Annotated in this window: 11 protein-coding genes; 1 reads left to right on the top strand and 10 read right to left on the bottom strand. The window is 68.4% G+C overall.

The window, feature by feature from the left end:
* Positions 1 to 84: 84 nt before the first annotated feature.
* Positions 85 to 726 carry a LuxR C-terminal-related transcriptional regulator gene (locus tag ACYAF3_RS24710; protein WP_003104935.1) on the bottom strand — a complete coding sequence of 214 codons (642 nt, stop codon included), beginning with the start codon at positions 724 to 726 and terminating at the stop codon, positions 85 to 87.
* Positions 727 to 1,002: 276 nt separating this feature from the next.
* Between ACYAF3_RS24710 and ACYAF3_RS24715 the strand changes: the two genes are divergently transcribed.
* Positions 1,003 to 1,398 (top strand): DUF4280 domain-containing protein, encoded by a 396-nt coding sequence (locus ACYAF3_RS24715; RefSeq protein WP_003089513.1) that lies wholly within the window; start codon positions 1,003 to 1,005, stop codon positions 1,396 to 1,398.
* A 22-nt stretch (positions 1,399 to 1,420) separates the two neighbouring features.
* Here ACYAF3_RS24715 and ACYAF3_RS24720 read toward each other — a convergent pair whose 3' ends face one another.
* From ACYAF3_RS24720 to ACYAF3_RS24760, 9 genes are all read right to left on the bottom strand, one after another.
* Positions 1,421 to 1,957, bottom strand: a complete 537-nt coding sequence (locus ACYAF3_RS24720; RefSeq protein WP_003104933.1) for a toxin-antitoxin system YwqK family antitoxin — start codon at positions 1,955 to 1,957, stop codon at positions 1,421 to 1,423.
* Between the two features lie 10 nt (positions 1,958 to 1,967).
* On the bottom strand, positions 1,968 to 3,974 hold the full coding sequence (locus ACYAF3_RS24725) for a type VI secretion system Vgr family protein (RefSeq protein WP_009316136.1): 2,007 nt from the start codon (positions 3,972 to 3,974) through the stop codon (positions 1,968 to 1,970).
* Positions 3,975 to 4,010: 36 nt separating this feature from the next.
* Positions 4,011 to 5,078: a type III secretion system effector protein gene (locus ACYAF3_RS24730; protein ID WP_003124577.1), complete on the bottom strand. Its 1,068-nt coding sequence runs from the start codon at positions 5,076 to 5,078 to the stop codon at positions 4,011 to 4,013.
* Positions 5,079 to 5,116: 38 nt separating this feature from the next.
* Positions 5,117 to 5,650, bottom strand: coding sequence for a hypothetical protein (locus ACYAF3_RS24735; protein WP_003089506.1), 534 nt, complete (start codon positions 5,648 to 5,650; stop codon positions 5,117 to 5,119).
* A gap of 73 nt (positions 5,651 to 5,723) precedes the next feature.
* Positions 5,724 to 8,273: a type VI secretion system ATPase TssH gene (gene tssH, locus ACYAF3_RS24740; RefSeq protein ID WP_116680122.1), complete on the bottom strand. Its 2,550-nt coding sequence runs from the start codon at positions 8,271 to 8,273 to the stop codon at positions 5,724 to 5,726.
* Between the two features lies 1 nt (position 8,274).
* On the bottom strand, positions 8,275 to 9,291 hold the full coding sequence (tssG, locus tag ACYAF3_RS24745; protein WP_003114517.1) for a type VI secretion system baseplate subunit TssG: 1,017 nt from the start codon (positions 9,289 to 9,291) through the stop codon (positions 8,275 to 8,277).
* Positions 9,255 to 11,048 (bottom strand): type VI secretion system baseplate subunit TssF, encoded by a 1,794-nt coding sequence (gene tssF, locus ACYAF3_RS24750; RefSeq protein WP_003160312.1) that lies wholly within the window; start codon positions 11,046 to 11,048, stop codon positions 9,255 to 9,257. The genes tssG and tssF overlap by 37 nt, the downstream gene beginning before the upstream one ends.
* Entirely contained in the window at positions 11,032 to 11,457 is a 426-nt protein-coding gene (gene tssE, locus ACYAF3_RS24755) for a type VI secretion system baseplate subunit TssE (protein WP_003122696.1), read from the bottom strand. The genes tssF and tssE overlap by 17 nt, the downstream gene beginning before the upstream one ends.
* A 12-nt stretch (positions 11,458 to 11,469) precedes the next feature.
* Entirely contained in the window at positions 11,470 to 11,967 is a 498-nt protein-coding gene (locus tag ACYAF3_RS24760) for an Hcp family type VI secretion system effector (protein WP_003089495.1), read from the bottom strand.
* Between the last annotated feature and the right edge of the window lie 71 nt (positions 11,968 to 12,038).

Consider the following 12,038-nt stretch of genomic DNA (forward strand, 5'->3'; position numbering starts at 1 on the left):
TCGCGGAAAATCGCGGCAGACTTCTCGTTTCGGCATTCTCGGATGCTTGCGCGGGAACTCCGGGTACGGCCGCGTGGAACCTGCCTAGAAGCCGGCCTTCACCGCCAGCGCCGCGGCGGCCGTCCGCGTGTTCACTTCCAGGGCGCGCAGCAGCGAGGAAACGTGCACGCGCACGGTGAACGGCGAGATCGACAGCGCGCGGCCGATTTCCTTGTTCGACAGGCCATCGGCGATCAGCCGCAGTACCGCTTGCTGCCGTGGGGTCAGGGCGTCCAGGAGGGCGCGTTGCCGACTGCCGGCGCTCGACCCGCCGCGCAGGCGCACCACCGGTTCGCCGCTGCCGAGCGTCTGCAACGCCGTGCCGATCTCCCCGGCCCCCAGGGATTTGCCGAGGTAGCCGTCGGCGCCGGCGGCCAGCACCTCGTCCACCAGACGCGGGTCGTCGAGCATCGAGACGATGACGATTGCGCTGTGCCGATAGGCGCGACGCAAGCGCTCGATGGACTGGGAGGCGGCGAAGCCGGGAAGCAGCAGGTCGAGGACGAAGAGGGCGGGAGGTTCCGGCGAGACGCTCGAGGCCAGGCGCAGCACCTCGTCGAAGCTGCCCGCTTCGCTTACGGCGGCTTGCGGGAGGTAGCGGCGGACGACCCGTCTCAGGCCATCGCGGAACAGGGGATAGTCATCGGCGACGATGACCCGTGCGGGGAGGCTTCTTGTGCTAGGCATTGTCGTCCCGTCCTTGGGGGCGGCCAGGGTACGGCAACCCCTGCATCGACCGGCCGCGGGCCGGCCGGCGAGGGCGCTGCGGGCACCGTTCGATCCGCCGAAAATCCTTTTTCGTCGATCCCTGTCGCGGGGCTCCGCCCCGCATCACAGCGGAATTCTAGCGCCGCTGGCGACACGCATGTCGGGCATTCGTCAGAAAAACAGCAAGCCAGCCCCACGGCGAGCGCGATGGGCTGGTCTATCCTGCTACAACGCCATCGCGCTCGGGAGGACGGCATGGGCTGCCCGCAGGTCTGCGCCGGCGCCACCCTGCAATGCAGCTTCGGGGCGGCGCCGACGGTGCTCAACGTGTTGCCGCAGAACCGCACCCTGACCAGCGGGATGCCGGCGGCGAACATCATGGACCACATCCCGCTGCTGAACATTCCCACCTTCGGTCTCTGCCAGAGTCCGGCCAACCCCGTGGTGGCCGCCGCCACCGCCGCCGCCCTCGGCGTACTGACGCCGATGCCGTGCATTCCCGCCACCGCCAGCCCGTGGATCCCCGGCGGCCCGCCGACCCTGCTGCTGGGCGGGATGCCCGCGCTGGACGCCAATGGCACGCTGATCTGCACCTGGGGCGGGGTGATCAAGATCAGCGTGCCGGGACAGGTGCAGATGCTGATTCCCTGAGCGCCGCCTGGCCGATGCGCGCCTAGGGCTCCGCCAGCCTGGTCCACCACCAGCGCCAGCGCGCCATGGGCCTGCCCTCGCTGTCCAGTGGCCGGCCGTCATCGGCGAACGGCTGGGCGCCGTCCAGTAGCTGGCCGTTCAGGTAGCGTCCGTCGAAGGCCAGTTGGCCATTGCCATGGAAGCGTTGGTAGACCCCGTCGCGTACGCCGTCGCGGTAATGCTCGCGCTCGGCCACCTGGCCGTTGGCGAAATAGTTGAACGCTTCGCCGTGGAGCAGCCCGTTGCGGTAGTGCGCCTTGCGCTGCAACCAGCCTTCCGCGGCATGGAAACTCGCCGGCCCGTGCAGCTTGCCGTCGACGAAGGCGAGTTGCGCGGAGACCTTGCCGTTGGGATGGAACAGGGTGCTGGCGCCGTGCAACTGGCCCTGCCGGTAGCCGAGGCTGGCCTGCGGCCTGTCGTGCTCGTCGATGCGCAACGGGCCTTCCAGGCTGCCGTCGAGCAGGTTGCCGGCGAGATGGCTGTCGCCACGAACCAGGTCGAGCTTGCCGGATGCCGCCATGCGCTTCTCCTCAGTTGACCTTTACCAGGCCGCCCTTGATGGTCAGCATGCCGCCGCCGTCCACCGTCTGTTCGGCGCCGGCCTTGTTGGTCAGGCTGACGCCGGCATCGTTGGTCAGGCTGGTGCCGGCCTTGTTGGTGAGGGAGGTGCCGGCCTGGTTGGTCAGCGACGTCCCGGCCTTGCTGGTCAGCGAGGTGCCAGCCTGGGCGGCGAGGTCGGCGTCGCTCTTCAGGGTCAGGCTGCCGCCGCTCTGCAGGGCGAGGGTGCCGCTGACCTTGATGGTCAGGTTGCCGTCCACCGTCAGCTCGAAGTTGCCGCTGACCTTGTGGCTGTAGTTGCCGCCGGTGCTGTGGGTCTGGTCGGCGCCCACCGTCACCGTGCGCGTGTCCTTCACATCCAGGCTGTCGCTGCCGGTCTGGATGGTCACCGTGCGCTTGCCTTTCTCCAGGGTGACGGTCTCGTCGCCTTCCTTCACCGTGCGGGTGCGGGCGTTCTGCACCGTCAGGGTCTCGTCGTGGCCGATGCTGGCGGTGCTGTCGTTGAGCACGTTGACGTTGAGGTCCTTCTGCGCCTGGAGGAAGACTTCCTCGGCGTCCTTCTTGTCCTCGAAGCGCAGCTCGTTGAAACCGCCGCCGCCCTTCGACGAGTTGGTCTTGATCCCGGACTGCGTCTGGTTGTCCGGCAGCGCGTAGGGCAGGGCGTTGTCGCCGTTGTAGACGCAGCCGGTGACCAGCGGGCGGTCCGGGTCGCCGTCGATGAAGGTGACGATCACTTCCTGGCCGATGCGCGGCACGAACTGCATGCCGAAGCCCTTGCCGCTCCAGGGCAGCACCACGCGCACCCAGCAGGAGGAGGTCTCGTCGTTCTTGCCGTCGCGGTCCCAGGGGAACTGGATCTTGATCCGGCCGTACTGGTCGGTCCAGATCTCCTCACCGGCCTTGCCCACCACCAGGGCGGTCTGGGTGTGCATGCGCGGCTTGGGCGTGACCCGCGCGGGGCGGTAGGCGGTGGCCTTGGGGATCGCCTCGAAGCGGTTGCGGTAGTGCGCGTGACTGGCGTCATGGGTGACCGAGGTCAGCACCCAGTCGATATTCAGCGAATCGTCATCATGCCCGCTGAGGGTGAACCAGTGGCCGGGCACCAGCCAGCGGCAGTCGCTCTCGCCGATCAGGCGCGTCTCCTGGCTGCGCAGGCCGTCGATGCGTTGCTTGGTCAGGCTGTCGCCCTGGGCCTTGGCGGTGTAGCCGCCGGGGTGCTGGTAGACGCCGGCGGCGCCGGAAACCGCCTCGGCCTGGGAGTAAAGCGAGGTGCCCGGGGTGGTGAACTCGTAGTCGGTGGCGCTGTAGGTCCCGGATACCGCCTGGAGGCTGTACTGCGCCGAACGCACGCCCTGCAACTCGCGCACGCCGATTCCTTGGCCCAGGTAGGCCACTTGCGGGCCGTTGGGAATCGGCGGGAAGGCGTCGTTGCTGTCGGCCAGCACCAGGGTGTGCTTGCCGGCGGCATGGGTGAAGAACCAGAAGATGCCGTCTTCCTCCAGCAGCCGCGAGACGAAGGCGAGGTCGCTCTCGCCGTACTGCACGCAGTATTCGCGGGGCTGGTAGCTGCCGCTGAGTTGCAACTGGTAGTCGCTGAAGCCGTGCTGGTCGAAGACTTGGGTGACGATGTCGCTGGTGGCCAGGTTCTGGAACACCCGGTTGTTGCTGGCCAGCGTCAGCCACCAGAGCCAGGGGCGCAACAGCACCTGGTAGCGCTCGGCGCTGGCATCGCCGGGGAGTTGGCGGATCTCCGCGACCAGGCCGTCGAGCGGACGCTGGTCGGCGTCGTTGTGCAGGGTGGCGGTGAGATGGGTGGCGATTGCGCCGTCCAGGGCTAAGGGGCTGGCGCTGTAGCCCAGCAGTTCCCAACCGGGCAGTGCGTTCAGGCGTTCTTCCCCGGCCAGACGCTCCGGGAACAGGGCTGCCAGCGCCGAGGCGGTCAGGGAGAGGCTGGTATTGCTATCGGTGGGACGGGGCATCTGGGTCCCTCGTTTCTGTCGGGACAGCGGCGACGACTACATGTAACTGATGCGTTTGCCGATGGCCTTCCTGTTCTCTGGGTCGCTTCCGGGCACCTGCTGGCAGGCATAGCTCCACCATTCTTTGCGTAGGGCATTTTCCGATAATGGTGCTTCGTCCCAGGGGCCGAGGCCGACGCAGCGGTATTCGAACAGTACCGTGGAGTAGTGGTTGTCGTCGTAGCCGGGTTGTGCGCCTCGGCAACTGTAGTAGGCATGCAGCAGCTCATGAGCCAGGCCGATTGCCGGAGGACGTATCCGGTTCAGCGGGTTGGTCGCTGTGGGGTTCCATCTCACATGGGCGGAACAGCCAGCCGAAGGCGGCGAAACGTCCTTAAGGGCAACTATGGTCGCAAGCCGCGCATGGTTCTGCTGGGCATCGCTGAGGCGGTGGGGTAGCGGCTGTCCGGCAAGCCAGGCCGCCACTTCGTGGTTGGTGATGGCGATGTTGTGGGCGGAGATACCGAAATGTCCGCTGTAGCTCTGCTCATTGAAATAGCCTTCATTGCTGTCGCTCCAGCGGAAGTAGCGGTGGTCGAACAGCAGCATCCAGCGGTTGGCATACTGGCGGGCGCGCTCTAGATAGCCGTAAAGGCCACCACCGTTGCCCGGCACGCCGTCCAGGGCCCAATGCGGCGAACTGTTGATGACATAGGTCAGCCACTGGGTCTGCGCCTGCGGGGCGATGCCTGTCTGATTGAGCGCGATCTGGGTCTGGGGGCCGGGACCGGTTCCTACGATGATTTCTCTGGCGACCTGATTGAGCGCCATGGGCTGATTGGTGGACTGGACATTGTTGCCCAGCGACGAGGGGGTGATGTCGACGAAATTGTTCGTCGTGTAGAGGTTCCAGAGCAGCGATGCGCCCGTCGGCGTAGCGTTTATGTAGTTCAGCGCGCGATACACCTGTCCCTTGAAGGCGGAGGGATACGGGCTTTCCTCGTAGAAGCCGGTGGCTTCGTTGAGCACCTCCCAATCGCTGTCCTGGGTCAGCACGGCGATTCCGGGCGGGGTCGCATGATACAGGCCGTTCGTGGGGCGCCAGTATTCGATGGTTCGGGGCATGACGGCAGTCCTCGAAGGTGGGGCAGTTCGGCGGGAGTTCAGCGTCGGTAGAACACCAGCCCGGTGGGTGCGAAGAGGAAGATGGTGTTGTCGGGGGCGCCGTCGTAGCCGTCATCGCTGGAGACGACGATAGTATGTGGTCCGTTCTGGGCGAGCTGGCGGTAGCCGGCGCGGCAGCGCGTACAGGGTGCGACGCTCTGGCGCACGATGATGTTGCCAACGATGGCGTTGATGCGACCGACCAGGGCATCGTTGAACAGTGTGTTCTCGTAGCACACGGCGGAGCCGGCTTTCTGACCGACGAACTGGCTGGTGATGGTCAGAGACGCGCCACCGGGCACGTATTGGGCGATGTGGAAGGAAATACCGTCGGACACACCACCGCGCCTGGTCCTCGGGGCCTCGGTCAGACGTAGGGCGTCGGCAGCGTTCATCATGGCGGTCAGCGTCGCGCCGTTGGGCATTCCGGTCCTTCCACGTCGGTCGTGGTCGACGCCGGGACCGACCAGGGTCGGGATGTCTATGGCTTTTCCGGCTACCGTGTTTATTCCGCAAAGATCGTTCCAGTTCATGAATTCGTCCGCTGTTCTCTAGCCGATACGTTCTCCATCGGAAACGGGCGGATGCCGCGATGCCTCGGGACGCTCATTCGAGTACCCACTCCGCCAACTTCCCCGTCACCTGCGCCATCAGCACGTTCTCGATATCCCGCGCGCCCGCCGCGCTGCACTTGGCGAGCACGGCCTTGACGATGGCCGGGTCGAAGTCGAACTGTTTGCCGGTAGCGGCCTTGTAGCGTTCCCGCAGTTTTTCCAGCTTGGCCACGACGATGCCTTCCAGGGTGGCTTCCTCCAGCGGCCGGTAAGGCACCACGGTCATGCGCGCGAGGAACGCCGGGCGGAAGGTTTGCAGCAGGACTTTGCGCAGGCGCTCGTCGACGGCCGGGGTGGCGACCTGTTCGGCCGGGCTGTCCAGCAGCAGTTCGGCGCCGACGTTGCTGGTGGCGAGGATCACGGTGTTCCTGAAGTCCACCACCAGGCCGGTGCCGTCTTCCATCACGCCCTTGTCGAACACGTTGTAGAAGGCTTCCAGCACGTCCGGATGGGCTTTCTCGATCTCGTCCAGCAGCACCACCGAATAGGGCTTGCGGCGCACCGCTTCGGTGAGCACGCCACCGCTGCCGTAGCCGACGTAGCCGGGCGGGGCGCCCTTGAGCTGGCTGACGGTGTGGGCCTCCTGGTACTCGGAGAGGTTGATGCTGATCAGGTTGCGTTCGCCGCCGTAAAGGGCGTCGGCCAGGGCGTAGGCGGTCTCGGTCTTGCCCACGCCGGTGGGGCCGGGCAGGAGGAATACGCCGACCGGCTTGGCCGGGTCGCTGAGTCCGGCGCGATAGGCCTGGATGCGCTGGGCGATGGCGCCCAGGGCGGCCTCCTGGCCCATCACCCGCTGGCCCATGCGCTGGGCCAGGGAGCGGATGGCGTGGGCTTCGTCGGCGAGCATCTTGCCCACCGGGATGCCGGTCCAGCCGGCGATCACCGCGGCCACGGTACGCGAGTCCACCTGCTCGGGAACCAGCGGGTCGTCCTGGCGGATGGCTTCGAGGCCGGCCGCCAGGCGCGCCAGTTCGGCGGCCAGGTGGTCGATGCGACCGTCCAGTTCCTCGTCGGGCTTGGCCGCGTCGGCGCTTTCGCTGAGGGCCAGCAATTCGCGGCGGGTGTCGAGCAGTTCGCGCACCGCTTCGCGTTCCTCGTCCCAGCGGATCTCCAGCTCGCGGATGGTCCGGCGGTTATCGCCCGACTCGCTTTCCAGGGCGGTGATACGCGCGCTGTGGTCGAGGCCGGTGGCCTGTTCCCGGCGCAGCCGCTGCAATTCCTCTTCCAGCGCCTGCTCGCGATGGCGCAGGCTTTCCAGCGGCGGCGGCACGTCGTGCTGGCCGAGGGCGACCCGCGCGCAGGCGGTGTCGAGCACGCTGATCGCCTTGTCCGGCAACTGGCGGCCGGAGATGTAGCGATGCGACAGCTTCACCGCATCGACGATGGCCGCGTCCATGATCTGCACGCCGTGATGCAGTTCCAGCTTGCCGGCGACGCCGCGCAGCATCTCCACGGCGGTGGCCTCGTCCGGCTCCTCGACCTGGACCAGCTGGAAGCGCCGGGTCAGCGCCGGGTCCTTCTCGAAGTATTTCTTGTATTCCAGCCAGGTGGTGGCCGCCAGGGTGCGCAGTTCGCCGCGCGCCAGGGCCGGCTTGAGCAGGTTGGCGGCGTCGCTGCCGCCTTCCGCGCCGCCGGCGCCGATCAGCGTGTGCGCCTCGTCGATGAACAGGATGATCGGCTGCGCGCTGTTGCGCACGGCGTCGATCACCCCCTTGAGGCGCTGCTCGAACTCGCCCTTCATGCTGGCGCCGGCCTGCAACAGGCCGAGGTCGAGCACCCGCAGGATCACCTCCTGCAACGACGGCGGCACTTCGCCGGCGGCGATGCGCAGGGCCAGGCCCTCGACCACCGCGGTCTTGCCGACGCCCGGCGCGCCGACCAGGATCGGGTTGTTCTGCCGCCGGCGCAGGAGGATGTCGACGCACTGGCGGATTTCCCCGTCGCGCCCGACGATGGGGTCGATGCGCCCGGCGCGGGCCTCGGCGGTGAGGTCCTGGGTGTACTGGTCGAGCAGCGGGTCCGGGGCGCTTTCCGGCTTGTCGCCGCCTGCCGCCGGACGGTTCGGCGCGGGCGGCTGTTCGCGGGAGGCCTGGATCCACTCCAGCAGGTTGGCCTGCAAGGCCTCGTGGGGAATCCGCAGCAGCGACGACGCGCTGTTCAGCAACAGGGCGCGGCGCTCCTCGCGGTCGAGCAAGGCGAGCAGCAGCAGGCCGGAACGGATCTGCGCCTGGCCGAGCACGCTGGCGTGGACCACGGCGTCTTCGAGCAGGCCGATGGTGTGCGCGGACAGCGCCGGAGTGCGGGTATTGCCGGCCTTGAACAGCTCCAGCGACAGGTTGATCTCGGCGACCAGGGCGTCGCGCTCCAGGCCGAAGCGCGGCAGCAGGCAGGCGAAGTCGCCGCCGTCGATGTCCAGCAGCTCCAGCAGCAGGTGCTCGATCTCTACGTAATGATGGGTGCGTTGCAGGCAGCGTTGCGCGGCGCGCTCCAGGGCGCGGCGACAGTCCGGGTTGAGGCGGCCGATCAGGGCGGCGAGTTCCATTTCAGGCTACCTCCGGCTGCCGCAGGTCGAGATCGATGCGCTGCCGCTGGCCGTCTTCGACGCGCCGCAGGCCGGTGTTCCAGCTCAGCCTGGGCGGTGCACCGCGCTCCAGGCGCAGCGGCGCGCCGCCGCTCACCAGCAGGCTCAGGCGACAATCCAGGTCGGGGCCGAAGTACAGCGCGGCGAGGCTGGCCAACTGGCCATGGGCGTCGCCGTCGGGGAAGAAGCGGGCGGCTTCGCGGGCATCCAGCGGACCGAGACTGAGGGCGATGCCGGCGTGCTCGTCCCAGGTGCGCGTGCCGGCTATGGCGTCGCGACCCAGGCGCAGGTTGCGTCCGCCGCGTTGCAGCCGGCTGCGGCTGGCCGCGGGGATTTCCTTCCAGGCGCCCTGGTAGGCGTCCAGCCGTGCCTCCACGCCGAAATGCTGGCGCACCAGGCCGGCGAAGCCGGCCAGGGAGCGACGCCCGCCGGCGAACAGCGCGGTGCGTGCCAGTACCGCGCTGTCCGGCAGCGCCAGGCGCTCTTGCAGGGCTTTCGGCAACAGGCCGCTGAGGGCGCGTAGCTGCGCCTGCACCGGGGTCGCCGCCGGCACCGCGAAACCGAGCGCCACGCGATGCTTGCGCAGCACCCGGTAGAGCAGGCTGAGCAGGCGGTGCTGGAACAGGTCGAGGAACTCGGCGGGGGCATGGTCCTTCTGCCGGGCGCGTTGTTGCAGCCATTCCTGGTAGGCATAGGGCAACGGGCCGTCGGGTCCGCCGAGGCCGAACACCGGGGTGGACAGCACCGGTTGCTGCGGGTCGTCGAGCAGGCTTTCCACCTCGCTCGAGGCGAACAGCGGCAACAGCGGCCCGCGCAGGCGCAGGGCCTCCGCCCGCGGCGCGTTGCCGGTGCCCAGCGGCAACGCCTGGGGACGCTCGCGTTCGAGCAGCAGCAGCGCCTGCAACAGTTCGAAGCGCTGCGGCGTGCGGCGCAGCCGCTGACTCAGAGGGAGAGCGGCGAGCCGGCCTGGGGTTGCCATGTCTTCACCTCCTTGTCGGCTTCCACCAGGACCGTGCGCACGAAGCGGTTGGCGGTGGCATACAGCGAGAAGAACTGCGCCAGCACGGCGGAGAACAGCACGCCGCTGGCGCCGACGAAGTGTTGCGGATCGAGTCGCAGGCGGATTTCCAGGCCATTGCGCCAGCCGCGCCAGGCATCCTCGCCGACGTGCGCCACCACCCGCTGGCAGTCGAGTTGCCTCAGCCCTTCTATCTGCCGGCGGGCGCTGGCATCGTCGCGCAGGTTGTGCAGGGCGAGGATTTCCCGCAGGGCTTCGAGGGCGCGCGGGCCTTCCACCAGCGACAGGTGGTTGAGGGTCAGCTGCGAGACCAGTCTCCAGCGCGACTGGCCGTCCAGGCGCGGCTGGCTCTGCGCGCTGGGCGCGTTGCGCAGGCGTGCGGCGGCGACCGGCCCGGGCCGTTCGAAGCCCAGCGCGGTGCCGGCACCCAGGCGCTCGGCCAGATAGCGATTGGTGCATAGCAGCTCGGCGGTCAGGCTGAAGGCCGGGGCTTCGCGTAACGGGTCGAAGCCGGTATCCACCAGGCTCAGCAGCAGGTCGCTGCCCAGCCGGTTCGGGGTCAGCCCGGCGATGCGCCGGGCGTGCCAGTAGAGCGTGCCGAGGTGGCTGTCGTGGCGGCAGCCATAGTAGGCCGGGACTGGCTGCACGGTGCTCCCGGCCACCGAGCGCACGGCGCGGATGCTATGGATTTCCACGCTGTTCTCGCGGTGACTGTCGGCGACCAGGCGGTACTCGCTGCGGGTGCCGTCCGGGCGCAGCGGCTCCGAGGTCCGCGGAAAGAGGTTGATCGCCGGCGCGCAGCCGAGCTGGAAGTCTTCCGCCTGCAAATGCAGGCGTGCCGTCGGTGCGCGATCGAAGACCAGGTACAGGTAGAGCGTCTGTCCGTCGGCGAGCGCGCCGGACAGTGGCAGGTCGAAGAAGTGGAACTTGTCGGGGAAGGCGAAGTACTCGGCGAGCAGGCGCAGGCCCGGATGTCCGCCGTCTTCCTCCGGCAGCAGCGCCTCGTCGGCGGCGAAGCCGACGATCTCCGGCAGTCCGCGGAGCGCCGCCGGCGGCGTGCCGGGCGCCCCCGCCATGACCTGCACGGTATGCGCGGCGAGCAGGTCGTAGAGGATCGCGCAGCCCATCGGCGAAGCCGCCAGGTGGATGCGCAGGCGCTCGATCGACAGTTCGTCCCAGCGGTACTCGCCCAGGCAGCGCAGGCTCAGGCGCAACGCCGAGCGGGCGGCGCCGACTCCGGTCAGGGCTTGCGCCTCCTCGCCGCCGAGCAGGTTCGCCTCGTCGATCGCCAGCGGCCACAGGGTCGCCTCGGCGCTGCTGCGGAAATGCACGCTGTCGCCGCCACGGGTGGTGACGAACAGCGCGGTGTCGCGCGGCAGCCGGTAGCCCTCGGCGAGGCTGCCCTGGGTCGGGTCCGGTTCGAACTGGACGATCGCGCAGGACGGCAGCGGGCGCAGCGCCAGGGGGTAGAGCTGTTCGAGGAGGGCGTCGCTGAACTCTGCGTAGTCGTCGTCGAGGCGCCGTTGCAGGCGCGCGGTGAGCAGCGAGAAACCTTCCAGCAGACGCTCGACGTGCGGGTCGGGGCATTCGCCGGGAGCCAGTTGCAGGCGCCGGGCGACCTTCGGATAGCGCTCGGCGAAGGCGCCGCCGGCGTGCCGTAGCCAGGTCAGCTCGCGCTGGTAGTAGTCGAGCAGATCGGCATCAATCGAATCGCTCATGGCGCACCTCGAGGCCATCGCTGCCCTGTTCGATGACGAATAGCGCAGGCGTCAGGCGCGACCCGCTGCGCAGGCTGCCGCCGAGCTGGATACGCAGGCGCTGCGGATTGCCCGGGTCAGGTTCGACCTCGACCTCGGCCAGTTGCAGGCGCGGCTCGAAATGCTCGACCGCCGCCCGCACCTCGCGCGCCAGCTGGCGCCGGTCCTCGGCGCGCAGGCGTTGCACGGCGGTCCAGTCGGCGAGCCCGTAGGCGAGGATGCCGCTGCGCGCATTCGCCGGGCGCCGTGTGTTGAGCAGGCGCAGCAGCTCGCCGCGGACCGACTCGGCCAGCGCCCGGTCGTCGAACGCGGGACGTTCGTCGGCCTCGGCGCTGAGGCGCTCGAACAGCGGCGGCAGGGCTCCGGACATGTCGGCGCCCGGTCACTTGACCAGCTGGTTGGCGGCCAGGTCCCAGGTCGAGGCGGCCGTGCCTTCCTTGGTGCCGTCGTCCTTCTGCGCGGTCAGCTCCCACTTGATCTTGGTGAAGTTCAGCGACAGGGTCTCCACCGGCTTGCCGCCGGCGCCGCCGCTGACGCTGACGTTGGAGAGCACCACGTTGTTCAGGGTGTAGACGATGAAGGGCATGATCTGCCCGTTGCCCTCGGCGGCGTTGCGGCCGATGGTGATGGTCGCCTCGGCGATCGGCTTGCCGGCGCAGCAATACTCGTTGAGGGTCGGGGTCGAGGTGTCGATGAACTTGGTGAGGGTGAATTCGCCGACGTGGGGTTTGCCGGAGGTGCGCTCCGAGTTGCTGACGTCGTTGGTGACCTGCATCGCCACGTTGTGGCTGTAGGACATGATTTCGATCTTGTTTTCGTAGCCGACGAGCAGGCTGTCGCCTTTGATGTCGCTGCCGAAATCGAGAATGATCGCATCCATCGCATCTGACTCCTGGAGAGGGGCTGTCTGGAACGGGAAGGGCGCCCCGCCGGCGCTGCCGGCGGGGGCGG

The organism is Pseudomonas sp. TZ252 (assembly GCF_056110345.1).